The sequence below is a fragment of the Nocardioides pollutisoli genome (assembly GCF_040045055.1).
GTDB lineage: Bacteria > Actinomycetota > Actinomycetes > Propionibacteriales > Nocardioidaceae > Nocardioides > Nocardioides tweenelious.
This window is the reverse complement of record NZ_JBDZDU010000002.1, coordinates 327,974-341,048: the sequence shown is the minus strand read 5'-3', so window position 1 is coordinate 341,048 and position 13,075 is coordinate 327,974. Positions and strand designations below refer to the sequence as shown.

The window sequence follows — 13,075 nt, the reverse complement described above, 5'->3', positions numbered from 1 at the left end:
CGCTACTCACCGGAAGGTGAGATACAGCCCGACGAAGGTCGGGATCACCCCGAGCACCAACCAGGGGGAGAGCATCTTCTTCTGGTGGATGGCGCGGAAGACCACGACGGCGATCACGCCGAAGGCGCCGGCCAGGACGTTGAGCCCGATCTCGGCGCTGGTGCGGGATTCGTCGACGTACATCGCGGCGATGACGAGACCGCCGGCCAGGTGCACGATCGTGGTGGCGGCCAGGATCGAGAGCACCCACTTCTGCACCGGTTCGAGGTGCATGATGCCCGTGGCCGCGGACTTGACCTCCCGCCGCGGGTTGTCCGGGTCCATCAGGTGACGGGGTCGCTTCCGGACCGGCTGCTCGCTCACGGGATCATTGTCCCGCCTCGCGTCGCGCGAAGACCAGCGACCCCAGCAACACGGCGTACGCCACCACCGCGAGGGCCGCCGCACCCAGGGCGATCGTGAAGCTCAGGCTCCACAGAGTGTCGGAGTAGCCGAAGACCTGGGTGAGCAGCGAGAGCTGGCTGTCGTCGGTGTCGCCGAAGTCGGGCATGAACGCTCCGAAGAGCAGGAGCCCGAGCCAGGTGAGGATCTGTGCCGTGGCCTGGAGGGTGGTCAACGACCGCGGTCGGCCGTGCTGGGTGAAGGTCAGGACCGTCGTCACCAGGAGCCCGACGAGCACGACCGGCACGACGGTGAACAGGAAGATGAAGATGAACCAACCGCCGACGCCGAACACGATCCGGCCGAGCCAGACCCAGGCGACGAGGAAGAGGTTGAGCGGGATCATCCACAGCAGCGTTCGACGTCCCAGTGCGGTCACGCCGGAACCCTAGGGGAAAGTCAGGTGCGCGGTGGGCGGCTGCCGGTCCATCCTCGAACCATGGAGATCCGGCAGGTGTCGTGGGACGACGTCGAGGCGGTCCGCGCGCGGACCGCGGTCATGGAGGCGGTCCGCCTCCACGAGCAGCCGTGGTCGCACCCGTTCGTCGCCGACGTGGTGGCCGGCAGCATGCGCTACGGCTGGGACGGCGAGCCGACCGACTACTTCCTGGCGACCGCTGACGACACGGTCGTCGCGGTCGCGCAGTACGAGACCTCGACGTACGACAACCTCCACGTCGCGTGGTTCGGGATCGACGTCCACCCGGCCCACCGCCGGCAGGGCCACGGGTCGGCGATCCTCGCCTTCCTCCTGGACCGCGCGCGGTCCGACGGCAAGACGTCGGTCGGGATGGACGGGTGGGACCTGCCCGGCACCCGGGCGTTCGCGGCGGCCCACGGCTTCGACCTCAAGCAGGTGTCGGTCAACCGGCGCCAGCACCTGGCGAAGGTCGACCGCGGCGCGCTCGACCGCATCCACGACGAGGCGTCGGCGGCGGCCGCGGACTACGAGCTCGTACGACGGACGGGTGCGACGCCCCCGGCCGAGCTGCCGGCGGTTGCCCACCTGTCCGCATCGATCAACGACGCCCCCATCGGTGACCTGGACATCGAGGACGAGGAGTTCCCTCCGGAGCGGATCGCGGCCTACGAGGCTGCCCGTGCCGGCCAGGGTCACCTGCTGCACCGCATCGTCGCCCGGCACCGTGAGACGGGTGAGCTCGCGGGCCACACGGTCGTCGCGGTCGAGTCGGCGAGGCCGTCGATCGCTCACCAGCACGACACCGCGGTGTCGCGCGAGCACCGCGGTCACCGCCTCGGGGTGCTGCTGAAGGCCGACATGGTCCGCTGGCTCGACGAGGTCCAGCCGCAGGTGGAGACGGTCGACACCTGGAACGCGGAGTCCAACGGCCACATGATCTCCGTGAACGAGATCCTCGGCTACGAGGTGCTCGCGCGCGGGCTGGCGTTCCAGCGCCCGCTCTAGATCACGTAACCGGCGGCCCGGCGCAGGTCGTCGGCCGCGCGGGTGACGACACGGTCGATCAGCTCCTCGCAGGTGGGCAGGTCCTCGATCACGCCGACCACCTGGCCGCTGGCGAGGACGCCCGCGTCGGTGTCGCCCTCGACCAGGCCGGCCTTGAGCATCATCGGGGTGTTCGCGGCCAGCGCCATCTGGGCGAGGGAGCGGCCCTGGGCCTTCTTCATGGCCCGGCCGTCCTTGGCGAGGCCGACCCAGCTCATCCCACTGGTCTTCTTGAACTCCAGCGTGCGCTTGAGCGTCGGCCCCATCCGCTTGACCGCGCTGGTCTCCTCGAGCTCCTCGACCAGCGCCGTGCGCAGCATCCTGTGCGGCATGCCGTCGACCTTGGCGGTCACGATCGTGTCAGTGAGCCCGCGCTCGAGGTAGAGCGCCTTGACCGCGTCGGGAACGGCGCTGTCCTTGGTCAGCAGGAAGCGGGTGCCCATACCGATCCCGGCGGCGCCGTACGACAGCGCTGCCGCGAGGCCGCGCCCGTCGAAGAAGCCGCCAGCCGCGACCACCGGGATGTCGACGGCGTCGAGCACGGTCGGCAGCAGCAGCGTGGTCGGCACCGGTCCGGTGTGTCCGCCGCCCTCGCCGCCCTGGATCATCACCGCGTCGGCGCCCCACGAGGCGACCTTGACCGCGTGCTTGGCGGCACCGATCGACGGCATCACGACGATCCCGTGGTCCTTGAGCTTCGAGATCTGGTCCTGCTTGGGCGCGAGCGCGAACGATGCGACCTTCACGCCGTGCTTGATCAGCAGGTCGCAGCGGGCGGGGGCGTCGGCTGCGTCGGCCCGCAGGTTGACGCCGAACGGCTGGTCCGTGCGGCTCTTCACCTCGAGGATCGCCCTCTCGAGCTCCTCGAAGGTCATCGTCGCGCTGGCGAGGATGCCCAGACCGCCGGCGTTGGCCGTGCCGACGACGAGGCGGGGACCGGCGACCCAGCCCATGCCGGTCTGCACGACCGGGTGGCGGACGCCGACGAGCTCGGTGAACGGGGTCTTGAGCAGCTGGTCGATCACTGCGGCGTCACTTCCTGGGGAACCTCCTTGAAGCGCAAGCCCTTCGGGTCCAGCACCTCGCGGATGATGATCAGCTCCTCCATGGTGGGCTCACGCGTGGTCGGGACGTCGCCGTCGACCTCGAGCTCGAAGCCGGTCGCCTCGCGGACGTCGTCGATCGTGACCCCCGGGTGGACGCTGAGCAGGCGCAGGGTGTCGTCGGGGCCGGTGACGTCGAAGACGCCGAGGTTGCTGACGACCCGGTGGATGTCGTTGTAGCGCGCGGCGGCCGGTCCGGCCTCCTTGGCGAGCTTGGGGCCGACGCCCGAGACGATGTCGACCTTCTCGACGAACACGCGCGACGAGTGCTTGGGCACCCAGTAGGACGTCCGGTTGTTGACCGTGTTGCCCGGGGCGCCTCGCGAGCCGAGCAGCTGGCGCTTGGGCTGGGCGAAGTCACCGATCGCGGAGATGTTCTGGTTGCCGTGGCGGTCGACCTGGGTCGCGCCCATCATCACGTGCCGCTTGCCGTAGGCGACCACGTCGAAGACCTTGCGGAAGGGGATCCAGCCCTCGACGACGTCCGCCTTGGCGAAGAGCGGCGGTACGCCGGCCAGGAAGAGCGACTCACCGTCGGAGATCACCAGGTCGGGGTTGCTGGTCAGCTTGGCGAGCCGGACTCCCAGCATCGGCAGCATGCCCATCGGGCTGGCGAAGATCTCGCCGTCGTCCTTGAACGCGTCGGCGATGGCGGCTGCGCAGACGTCTGCGCGGGTGGCGTCGCTCATGATTCCTCCCCGAACTCGCGGACCGCGGCTTGGTAGGCGGCCTCGTCGCCCTCCAGGAACCGGGCGCTGAACGCGGCCCAGTCCTCGTCGGACCCACCGGCCGCGGCGGCGTACGCACGCTGGAACTTCTCGTCGCGCTCGTAGTCGGGGGAGCAGGTGGTGAAGTGCGCGCCGTTGGGTGTCTCGACCACGCCGCTGACCATCATCCGGCTGAGCAGCAGCCGCTGCACCGGGGTGTCCACGGTCAGGCCGGCGGTGTCGACGACCTGCTCGACGCTGACGTAGCAGCGGTCGGCGGCCATCGCGAAGAGGTCGTCGAAGTAGGGATCGGGACCGAGGTACGTCGCGTTGCCGTGCTGGTCGGCCCGGTTGAGGTGGACCAGCGCGACGTCGAGGTTCAGCGCGGGCACGGCGACCAGCTCCTCACCGTCGGCGTACGGGCTGGTGACGGTCGTGATGTCCGGGTTGTTGACCAGGACATCAGAGCCCAGGCCGGCGCGCATGGGGAGGAACGGCAGCCGCTGGGCGGCGGCACGGAGCCCGGTCTGGAACATGCCCTCGTCGAGCTCGACGACCTCGGGGATGGTGCCCTCCTGGCGGGCCTTCTGGAAGTTCGGCTCCAGCGGGACCGTGTCGAGGGAGACGAACGCGTAGACGAGCTTGCGGACCTTGCCCGCGCGCACCAGCAGGCCGACGTCGGCGCCACCCCAGCTCACGAGGGTCAGGTCCTTGAGGTCGCTGCGCAGGATCGCGCGCACCAGGGCCATCGGCTTGCGCCGCGGACCCCAGCCACCGATCCCGATGGTCATGCCGTCCTTCAGCTCGCCGACGACCTCGTCGATCGTCATCCGCTTGTCGCGTGGGCCTCTGCTCATCGCTTGCTCTTGTCCGTTCCCGCGAACTCGTCGCGCAGCTCGTCGCTGACACCGGCGAGGTTGAGCTCCATCGTGAAGCCCTGCTCGAACCGGTAGCTCTTGTTGACGTCGATCGGGTCGATGCCGTTGAGGCACTCCTTGGCCGCGCGGATCACCCGGGTGTCGTGCGCGGCGATCTCGCCGGCGACCTTGAGCGCGGCGTCGTCGAGCTGGTCGCGGGGGACCACCTCGAGCACGCTGCCGAACTGCAGCAGGTCCGCCGCCTTGATGGTGCGCGCGGTGAAGTAGAGCGTGCGCATCATGTGCTGCGGCACGAGCCGCGCCATGTGGGTGGCGGCACCGAGCGCACCCTGCTTCACCTCGGGCACGCCGAAGAACGCGTCGTCGCTCGCGACGATGCAGTCGGCGTTGCCGACCAGCCCGACCCCGCCACCGAGGCAGAAGCCGTTGACCGCGGCGACCACCGGGACCGCGCACTCGTAGACGGCCTTGAAGGCCGCGAAGCAGCCCTTGTTGGCGCCGATCAGGGCGTCGAAGCCCGTGGTGTTCTGCATCTCCTTGATGTCGACGCCCGCGTTGAACCCGCGGCCCTCGGCACGGAGCACGACCACCTTGGTGTCGAGGTCGCTGGCGGCCTCGTCCATCGCGGCGGCCACGTCGTACCAGCCCTGCACGGTCAGCGCGTTGACGGGCGGGGCGTTCATCGTCACCACCCGGATCCCGTCGGGGCGCAGTTCGGATGTGATCGGCACGGTGCCTCCACGGCGGTTGAGCTTGTCGAAACCAAGCAAGTGCTTGGTAGGCTACCAGCATGGTGCTGTCGGTGGACCTCTCCGGACGGGTTGCGCTCGTCACGGGCGGGACCCAGGGGATCGGGCTCGGGATCACCCGCGCCCTGCTCGCCGCGGGCGCCACGGTGGTGACCTGCTCCCGCTCCGACGTCGATCCCGAGCCGGGCACCACGCACCGCGTCTGCGACGTGCGCGACTCGGAGGCCGTGCACGCGCTGGTCACGTCGGTCGTCGCCGACCTGGGCCGTCTCGACGTCCTGGTCAACAACGCCGGGGGAGCGCCGGCCGCCGACGCCGCGACGGCCTCGCCGCGCTTCCACGACAAGATCGTCGGCCTCAACCTGCTGGCCCCGCTGGTCTGCGCCCAGGCCGCCAACGCCGTCATGCAGACCCAGGACGCCGGCGGCGCGATCGTCAACATCTCCTCGATCTCCGCCAACCGGCCCGCGCCCACGATCGCTGCGTACGGCGCGGCCAAGGCGGGCCTCGACTCCCTGACGTCGTCGCTCGCGATGGAGTGGGCTCCGAAGGTGCGCGTCAACGCGATCGACGTCGGCCTCTGCCGCACGGAGCAGACCGACGACCACTACGGCGACGACGCCTCGGTCGATGCGATCGAGCAGACCATCCCACTCGGCCGGATGGCTCGACCGGAGGAGGTCGGGAACGTCGTGGCGTTCCTGGCGAGCGACCTGGCGTCGTACGTCTCCGGCTCGACCGTGGCCTGTCACGGCGGGGGAGAGATCCCCGCCTTCCTGTTGGTCCAGAGATGGCCGGAAAAGGATGCACTGAGATGAGCAAGCTTCTCGAAGGTCGCGTCGCGATCGTCACCGGCGCCGGCCGCGGCATCGGTCGGGCGCACGCGCTCGAGCTCGCGGCGCACGGCGCCGCGGTGGTCGTGAACGACTGCGGCGTCTCGTTGGCCGGTGAGGGCACCGGCGACACGCCCGCTGAGGAGGTCGTCGCGGAGATCGAGGCCGCTGGGGGTCGTGCGGTCGTCAACACCGCCGACGTCGCCGACTTCGAGCAGGCAGCCGCGATGGTCCAGCAGGCGATCGACACCTTCGGCGGGCTCGACATCCTCGTCAACAACGCCGGCTTCGTCCGCGACCGCATGCTCGTCAACACCTCCGAGGAGGAGTGGGACGCCGTCATCCGCGTGCACCTCAAGGGACACTTCGCGCCGCTGCGCCACGCGGGCGCCTACTGGCGTGCGGAGTCCAAGGAGGGTCGCCAGCGCGCGGCCCGCGTCATCAACACCTCGTCCGGCGCTGGTCTGCAGGGCTCGGTCGGGCAGGCGACGTACTCCGCCGCCAAGGCCGGCATCGCCGGACTCACGCTGGTGGCGGCCCAGGAGATGGGGCGGTACGGCGTGACGGTCAACGCCATCGCCCCCGTCGCCAAGACCCGGATGACCGAGGGTGCCTTCGACACCTCGGCGATGGCGCTCCCCGAGGACAACTCGCCGATCGTCGCCTGGCTCGCCTCCGAGGAGGCCGGCGACGTCACGGGCCGCGTGATCGAGATCGAGGGCGGCAAGATCACCGTCGAGACAGGGTGGGCGCACGGCCCCACCCAGGACCTCGGCACCCGGTGGACGGCGCCCGAGGTCGGTCCCGCTCTCCGCGCTCTGCTCGCCGCGGCGCCGACGCCGGAGCCGGTCTACGGCGCCTGAGTCACCCCTCCTTGAGCTGGGTGGTCAGCGCCCAGATGATGAGCAGGTCGAACGCGATGATCGTGATCGACCACCAGGGGTAGATCGGGATGAAGGCGAAGTTGGTCAGCATCGAGAGGCCCGCGATGCCGATGCCGATGAGCTGACCCCAGGTCGCCTGGCGCAGGATCCCGATGCCGGCGACGAACCCGATGGCGCCGATGATCAGGTGGACCGTGCCCCACGTGGTCATGTTGAGCTTGTAGAGGTACTCCGAACCGGCCGAGAACAGGTCGTCGTTCGCGATCGCCGAAGCACCCTGGAGCATGTCGAAGAGCGACGTGACCACGAGCAGGACGCCGGCGAACATCGCGGTCAGGTCGGCGACGAAGCTCCCGGTCGAGAGATCGTTCTGGTTGCGTGGCGTGCTCATGCGGCGCCTCCTCGGTGACGTGTGACACCGATGGTCGCCGCGGAGCGGGTGGACCGGCCCCACCCGGGGCGGGGTGGGTGGGCAGGCTCCCTCAGATGCGCTCGATGACGGTCCCGGTCGCCATGGCGCCGCCGGCGCACATCGAGATCAGCGCCGTGGTCTGGTCGCGCCGCTCGAGCTCGTGCAGTGCGGTCGTGATCAGGCGGGTGCCTGTCGAACCCACGGGGTGACCGAGGGCGATGGCGCCGCCGTTCACGTTGACCTTGTCCATGTCGACGTGGTGCTGGCCGGCCCAGGAGAGGACGACGGAGGCGAACGCCTCGTTGACCTCGAACAGGTCGAAGTCGGAGATGGACATGCCGGTCCGGTCGAGCACCTTCTGCGTCGCGGCGATCGGACCGTCGAGGTGGTAGTAGGGGTCGGAGCCGACGAGCGTGTGGGACACGATCCGGGCCCGCGGCTTCAGGCCCAGGGCGGCCGCGCGGTCCGAGTCCATGATGAGCACCGCGGAGGCACCGTCGCTGATCTGCGAGGAGGTGCCCGCGGTGTGCAGGCCGTCGGGGAGCACGGTCTTGAGACCCGCCAGACCTTCGAGCGTGGTGTCGCGCAGACCCTGGTCGGTGTCGACGACGCGGGTCTCGCCCGTGGGCTTGCCCTCGGCGTCGAGGACCGGTGCCGTGATCGCTGCGATCTCGCGCTTGAAACGACCCTCGTCGACCGCGACGCGCGCCTTCTGCTGCGAGGCGAGGCCGAACGCCTCGAGGTCGGCGCGGCTCAGACCACGGTTCTTCGCGATCCGGTCGGCTGCCTCGAACTGGTTGGGCATGTCGATCGACCAGTCGTCGGGGCGCGGGTCACCGGTGCCGGGCGGCACGTTGGCGCCGAGCGGGATCCGGCTCATCGCCTCGACGCCGGCAGCGATGCCGATGTCGATGGTGCCGGCGCTGATCATGTCGTTGATCATGTGGGCGGCCTGCTGACCGGAGCCGCACTGCGCGTCGACCATCGTGCCGCCGGTGTGCTGGGCCAGTCCGGCGTGCAGCCAGGCGCGGCGCACCATGCCGTTGGACTGCTCGCCCGCCTGGGTCACGCAGCCGGCGACGACCTGGTCCACCAGTGCGGAGTCGAGCCCGGAGCGGGCGAGGACCTCACCCATCGCATGACCGATGAGGACGGCCGGGTGCACGCCGGCGAGCCACCCCTTCCTCTTGCCGAGGGGAGTGCGGACGGCGTCGATGATGACCGGAGTACCCATGTGACAAAACTAGAACACGTTCTTGTCTGCAACAACCCTTGGGTGGAGGAGGTTGCGCAGCAACCGTCTCGAAGCCTTCCCTGACCTACCTTCGGTATGTAACCTGTGCCACTAGAACGTGTTTCAGAACTCTCAAGGGAGCCCCCGTGACCGCAACCGATCTCTTCGCTGCTGGGTTCGACTTCACCGACCCGGATCTGAACGAGAAGTCCGTCCCGTACGACGCCTTCCGGCTCGCGCGCCAGAACTCGCCGATCCACTGGATCGAGCAGCCTCTGGAGCAGCGCAGCGGCTTCGCCGAGGAGTCCGGCACCGGCTACTGGGCCGTCACCCGCCACGAGGACGTCTCGGCGATCTCGAAGGACAGCAAGAACTGGTCGACCTCCGAGAACGGCGCGATCATCCGCTTCCCCGGCGAGATGGACCGCGGCCAGATCGAGCTGCAGCGCGTCATCCTGATCAACCAGGACCCGCCGGAGCACACCCAGACCCGGGCGATCATCTCCCGCGGCTTCACGCCGCGCTCGATCGCCGAGCTCGAGGACACGATGGTCCAGCGGGCGAACTCGATCGTGAAGGACGCCGTCTCTCGTGGCACCGGCAACTTCGTGGAGGAGATCGCCGCCGAGCTCCCGCTGCAGGCGATCGCCGACCTGATCGGCGTCCCGCAGGAGGACCGGCACAAGCTCTTCGAGTGGTCCAACCAGATGCTCGCCGGTGAGGACCCCGACTACGCCGGCAACAACGACGTCGCCGCCGCCGAGATCCTCGGCTACGCGATGATGCTCGCCGCCGACCGGCAGGCCAACCCGCGTGACGACCTGATCACCAAGCTGATCCAGGCCCACAAGGGCGAGCGCGGTCTGAACGACGACGAGTTCGGCTACTTCGTGATCCTGCTGGCCGTCGCCGGCAACGAGACCACCCGCAACGCCATCTCGCACGGCATGAACGCCTTCTTCGACAACCCGGAGCAGTGGGAGATCTGGAAGCGCGACCGGCCGGCGACGATGGTCGACGAGGTGGTTCGTTGGGGCACCCCGGTCAACGTCTTCCAGCGCACCGCGCTCAACGACGTCGAGGTCAACGGGCACCTCTTCAAGAAGGGGGAGCGGGCCGCACTCTTCTACGCCAGCGCCAACTTCGACGAGACCGTCTTCGAGGACCCGCACACGTTCAACATCCTGCGCGACCCCAACCCGCAGCTCGGGTTCGGTGGCCACGGGGCTCACTACTGCCTCGGCGCCAACCTCGCCCGCCAGGAGATCCGGGTCATCTTCGACGCGCTGGCCGACCACGCGCCGGACATCTCCAAGATCGCCGAGCCGGTGCGGCTGCGCCACTCCTGGATCAACGGGATCAAGGACCTGCAGACCAAGTACGCCTAAGTCGTACGACGAACCTCAGGCGACGGCCCGCTCGGTGAGAACCAGCGGGCCGTCGATCGTGATGGCGACCGTGTGCTCCATGTGGGCGCCGCGCGAGCCGTCCTTGCTGCGCAGCGTCCAGCCATCGTCGTCGGTGTAGATCTCGTCGGTGGTGTGCAGGAACCACGGCTCGATGGCGATCACGAGCCCGGGACGCAGCTTGAGGCCACGTCCGGCTCGCCCGTCGTTGGGCACGTGCGGCTCGCCGTGCATGGTGCGCCCGACGCCGTGACCGCCGAACTGGAGGTTGACGCCGAGCCCGGCCGCGCGGGCGACGTCGCCGATGGCGGCCGAGATGTCGCCCAGGCGGTTGCCCGGACGGGCCTGCTCGATCCCGGCAGCGAGTGCCTGGGTGGTGGTCTCGATGAGCGCGAGGTCCTCGGCGCGCGGCGTACCGACGACGACGCTGAGCGCCGAGTCGGCCACCCAGCCCTCGACCTTGGCGGCGAAGTCGACGCTGACCAGGTCGCCGTCCTGGAGGACGTAGTCGTGGGGGAGTCCGTGCAGCACCGCGTCGTTGACCGACGTGCAGAGCACCTTGCCGAACGGCGAGGCGCCGAAGGACGGGTGGTAGTCGATGTAGCAGGACTCGGCGCCGATGTCGCGGATCATCTTGTGGGCGAGCTCGTCGAGCTCGAGCAGGTTGACCCCGACGTCGGCGGCCGCGCCGAGTGCGGTGATCACGTCGGCCACGAAGCGACCGGCCGGTCGCATCTGCTCGATCTGGGTGGGGGTGCGGAGCTCGATCATGGAACCGGACATTACGCGGCGCATCTAGGCTCCACCGAATGGACCTCGTGCTCGGCACCATGTACTTCGGCACCCGCACCGACGAAGCCACGTCCTTCGCGTTGCTCGACCGGTTCGTCGAGGCCGGCGGCCGGATCCTCGACACCGCCAACTGCTACTCCTTCTGGTCGTCGGAGACGGGCCACGGCGGGCAGAGCGAGGCGCTGATCGGGCGCTGGCTGACGGCGAACCCGGGACTGCGTGACGAGCTCGTCATCGCGACCAAGGTCGGCGTCGAGCCCACCGACGACGGTGGCACCGAAGGTCTGTCGGCGCCGGTGATCGCGCGCGAGGCGGCCCGCAGCCTCGAAAGGCTCGGCGTCGACGCGATCGACCTCTACTGGGCGCACGGCGAGGACCGGTCGGTGCCGCTCGACGAAACGGTGGCCGCGTTCGGAGCACTCGTCGCCGAGGGCGCCGTACGGCGTCTCGGTGTCTCCAACCACCCGACCTGGCGGGTCGAGCAGGCGCGCTCGATCGCCGCTCGTCTCGAGGTGGAGCCGTACACCGCACTCCAGCTCACGACGTCGTACGTCGCGCCGCGTCCGGGTGCACAGGTGGCCGGGAAGGACCACCGGTTCGGGTTCGTCAGCGACGAGACGGTCGACTACCTCGACGTGCATCCGGACCTCGACCTGTGGGTCTACAGCCCGCTGGTGCAGGGCAGCTTCGACCGAGCCGACCGTCCGTTCCCGGAGGCCTACGACCACCCGGGCACCACGGAGCGGCTCGCCACGCTCCGCCGAGTCGCGGGCGAGCGCGGCGTACCCGCATCCCAGCTCGTCCTCGCGTGGATGCTTCGCCGGGGCTGGATGCCGATCATCGGTGTCAGCTCCGTCGAGCAGCTGGACTCCGCACTGGCCTCGGTGCTGCTCACGGCAGATCTGCCAGGAGCAGATCTGCTTCCGTGACGGACCGTGCCCACGCAGGCTCGGAGCATGACCCAGACACCCTCCCTCGCCGGCCTGACGGCCGCGGACCGGCTGCTCCACCAGCGGATCATCGTGCTCGGCCAGCAGGTCGACGACGACATCGCCAACAAGCTCTGCGCCGAGCTGCTGCTGCTCTCGGCCGAGGACCCGAAGCGCGACATCGCGCTCTACATCAACTCGCCCGGCGGCAGCGTCAGCGCCGGGCTCGCGATCTACGACGTCATGCGGCTGATCCCCAACGACGTGAGCACGCTCGCGATGGGGCTCGCGGCCAGCATGGGGCAGTTCCTGCTCTCGGCCGGTACGCCGGGCAAGCGCTACGCGCTGCCGCACTCGCGGATCCTGATGCACCAGGGCTCGGCCGGGATCGGCGGCTCCGCGGTCGACGTCGAGATCCAGGCCGAGAACCTCGAGCACACGAAGAACGTGATGATCGGCCTGATCGCCGACCACACCGGCCACCCGCGCGACGTGATCGAGCGTGACTCGCTGCGCGACCGGTGGTTCACGGCCCAGGAGGCCCTCGACTACGGCTTCGTCGACCAGGTGATCAACGACGTGGCGGCCGTGACGCCGACCCGGTCGGCGCCGAGCTTCGGGATGGTGCGCGCATGAGTCAGTACACGATCCCGTCCGTCATCGAGAAGACCCACCGTGGCGAGCGTGCGGTCGACATCTACAGCCGGCTGCTCACAGAGCGGATCGTCTACATCGGCACCGAGATCGACGACGGGGTGGCCAACGTCGTCATCGCGCAGCTGCTGCACCTGGAGTCGGAGAACCCCGACGCCCCCGTCGACCTCTACCTGAACTCGCCCGGCGGCTCGATGACCTCGATGCTCGCGATCTACGACGCCATGGAGTTCATCCGGCCGGAGGTCGGGACGAAGTGCGTCGGTCAGGCCGCGTCGACCGCCGCCGTGCTGCTCGCGGCCGGTGCGCCGGGTCAACGGATGGTGCTGCCCCGGGCGCGGGTCGTGCTCCACCAGCCCTCCGGTGGCGGACAGGGCGCGTTGCCCGACCTGGCCGTGGCGGCCAAGGAGATCGCCCGGGCCCGTGTGGAGATGGAGGAGATCCTCGCGGCACACACCGGGCGGTCCGTGGAGCAGATCCGCGAGGACACCGAGCGCGACCTGGTGCTCTCGGCGACGGAGGCGGTGACCTACGGCATCGTGGACGGGGTCCTGAGCAGTCGGAAGAAAACCACCGACTGAGAGGTTG

Annotated in this window: 16 protein-coding genes; 7 read left to right on the top strand and 9 right to left on the bottom strand. The window is 69.5% G+C overall.

The annotated features are described in order from the left end of the window. Positions 1–6: 6 nt before the first annotated feature. Both ABLE68_RS19740 and ABLE68_RS19735 read right to left on the bottom strand, forming a co-directional pair. Entirely contained in the window at positions 7–363 is a 357-nt protein-coding gene (locus tag ABLE68_RS19740) for a hypothetical protein (RefSeq protein ID WP_348873639.1), read from the bottom strand. Between the two features lie 4 nt (positions 364–367). Continuing rightward, entirely contained in the window at positions 368–820 is a 453-nt protein-coding gene (locus tag ABLE68_RS19735) for a hypothetical protein (protein ID WP_348873638.1), read from the bottom strand. 60 nt (positions 821–880) lie between these two features. On the opposite strand from ABLE68_RS19735, the gene ABLE68_RS19730 reads away from it, so the two are divergent. Beyond that, positions 881–1,867 carry a GNAT family N-acetyltransferase gene (locus tag ABLE68_RS19730; RefSeq protein ID WP_348873637.1) on the top strand — a complete coding sequence of 329 codons (987 nt, stop codon included), beginning with the start codon at positions 881–883 and terminating at the stop codon, positions 1,865–1,867. Here the strand turns inward: ABLE68_RS19730 and ABLE68_RS19725 are convergent. The 4 genes from ABLE68_RS19725 to ABLE68_RS19710 are packed head-to-tail and all read right to left on the bottom strand — an operon-like array spanning position 1,864 to position 5,325. Then, positions 1,864–2,931: an NAD(P)H-dependent flavin oxidoreductase gene (locus ABLE68_RS19725; protein ID WP_348873636.1), complete on the bottom strand. Its 1,068-nt coding sequence runs from the start codon at positions 2,929–2,931 to the stop codon at positions 1,864–1,866. The genes ABLE68_RS19730 and ABLE68_RS19725 overlap by 4 nt on opposite strands. Then, on the bottom strand, positions 2,928–3,698 hold the full coding sequence (locus ABLE68_RS19720; RefSeq protein WP_348873635.1) for a CoA-transferase subunit beta: 771 nt from the start codon (positions 3,696–3,698) through the stop codon (positions 2,928–2,930). Before ABLE68_RS19720 ends, ABLE68_RS19725 begins: the two co-directional genes overlap by 4 nt. After that, entirely contained in the window at positions 3,695–4,573 is an 879-nt protein-coding gene (locus ABLE68_RS19715; protein WP_348873634.1) for a CoA transferase subunit A, read from the bottom strand. Before ABLE68_RS19715 ends, ABLE68_RS19720 begins: the two co-directional genes overlap by 4 nt. Continuing rightward, complete coding sequence (locus ABLE68_RS19710; RefSeq protein ID WP_348873633.1) at positions 4,570–5,325, bottom strand: enoyl-CoA hydratase family protein; 756 nt, start codon at positions 5,323–5,325, stop codon at positions 4,570–4,572. The genes ABLE68_RS19715 and ABLE68_RS19710 overlap by 4 nt, the downstream gene beginning before the upstream one ends. Positions 5,326–5,384: 59 nt before the next feature. Between ABLE68_RS19710 and ABLE68_RS19705 the strand changes: the two genes are divergently transcribed. Both ABLE68_RS19705 and ABLE68_RS19700 read left to right on the top strand, forming a co-directional pair. Then, positions 5,385–6,161, top strand: coding sequence for an SDR family oxidoreductase (locus ABLE68_RS19705; RefSeq protein WP_348873632.1), 777 nt, complete (start codon positions 5,385–5,387; stop codon positions 6,159–6,161). Then, positions 6,158–7,039 (top strand): SDR family oxidoreductase, encoded by an 882-nt coding sequence (locus ABLE68_RS19700; RefSeq protein WP_348873631.1) that lies wholly within the window; start codon positions 6,158–6,160, stop codon positions 7,037–7,039. Before ABLE68_RS19705 ends, ABLE68_RS19700 begins: the two co-directional genes overlap by 4 nt. A 1-nt stretch (position 7,040) precedes the next feature. On the opposite strand, the gene ABLE68_RS19695 is transcribed toward ABLE68_RS19700, so the two are convergent. Both ABLE68_RS19695 and ABLE68_RS19690 read right to left on the bottom strand, forming a co-directional pair. Continuing rightward, positions 7,041–7,451, bottom strand: coding sequence for a DUF7144 family membrane protein (locus ABLE68_RS19695; protein WP_348873630.1), 411 nt, complete (start codon positions 7,449–7,451; stop codon positions 7,041–7,043). A gap of 91 nt (positions 7,452–7,542) precedes the next feature. After that, positions 7,543–8,706 carry a steroid 3-ketoacyl-CoA thiolase gene (locus ABLE68_RS19690; protein ID WP_348873629.1) on the bottom strand — a complete coding sequence of 388 codons (1,164 nt, stop codon included), beginning with the start codon at positions 8,704–8,706 and terminating at the stop codon, positions 7,543–7,545. Positions 8,707–8,852: 146 nt separating this feature from the next. Here ABLE68_RS19690 and ABLE68_RS19685 point away from each other — a divergent pair, with 146 nt between their 5' ends. Next, positions 8,853–10,094: a cytochrome P450 gene (locus ABLE68_RS19685; protein WP_348873628.1), complete on the top strand. Its 1,242-nt coding sequence runs from the start codon at positions 8,853–8,855 to the stop codon at positions 10,092–10,094. Positions 10,095–10,109: 15 nt separating this feature from the next. Here the strand turns inward: ABLE68_RS19685 and map are convergent, their stop codons facing one another. Further along, positions 10,110–10,883 carry a type I methionyl aminopeptidase gene (gene map, locus ABLE68_RS19680; RefSeq protein WP_348873627.1) on the bottom strand — a complete coding sequence of 258 codons (774 nt, stop codon included), beginning with the start codon at positions 10,881–10,883 and terminating at the stop codon, positions 10,110–10,112. 38 nt (positions 10,884–10,921) lie between these two features. On the opposite strand from map, the gene ABLE68_RS19675 reads away from it, so the two are divergent. From ABLE68_RS19675 to ABLE68_RS19665, 3 genes are read left to right on the top strand one after another with little or no spacing between them, the layout of a single operon-like run. Beyond that, positions 10,922–11,833 (top strand): aldo/keto reductase, encoded by a 912-nt coding sequence (locus tag ABLE68_RS19675; protein ID WP_348873626.1) that lies wholly within the window; start codon positions 10,922–10,924, stop codon positions 11,831–11,833. Between the two features lie 27 nt (positions 11,834–11,860). After that, positions 11,861–12,469: a ClpP family protease gene (locus ABLE68_RS19670; RefSeq protein WP_348873625.1), complete on the top strand. Its 609-nt coding sequence runs from the start codon at positions 11,861–11,863 to the stop codon at positions 12,467–12,469. Next, positions 12,466–13,068 (top strand): ATP-dependent Clp protease proteolytic subunit, encoded by a 603-nt coding sequence (locus ABLE68_RS19665; protein WP_348873624.1) that lies wholly within the window; start codon positions 12,466–12,468, stop codon positions 13,066–13,068. Before ABLE68_RS19670 ends, ABLE68_RS19665 begins: the two co-directional genes overlap by 4 nt. The last annotated feature ends 7 nt before the right edge of the window (positions 13,069–13,075 follow it).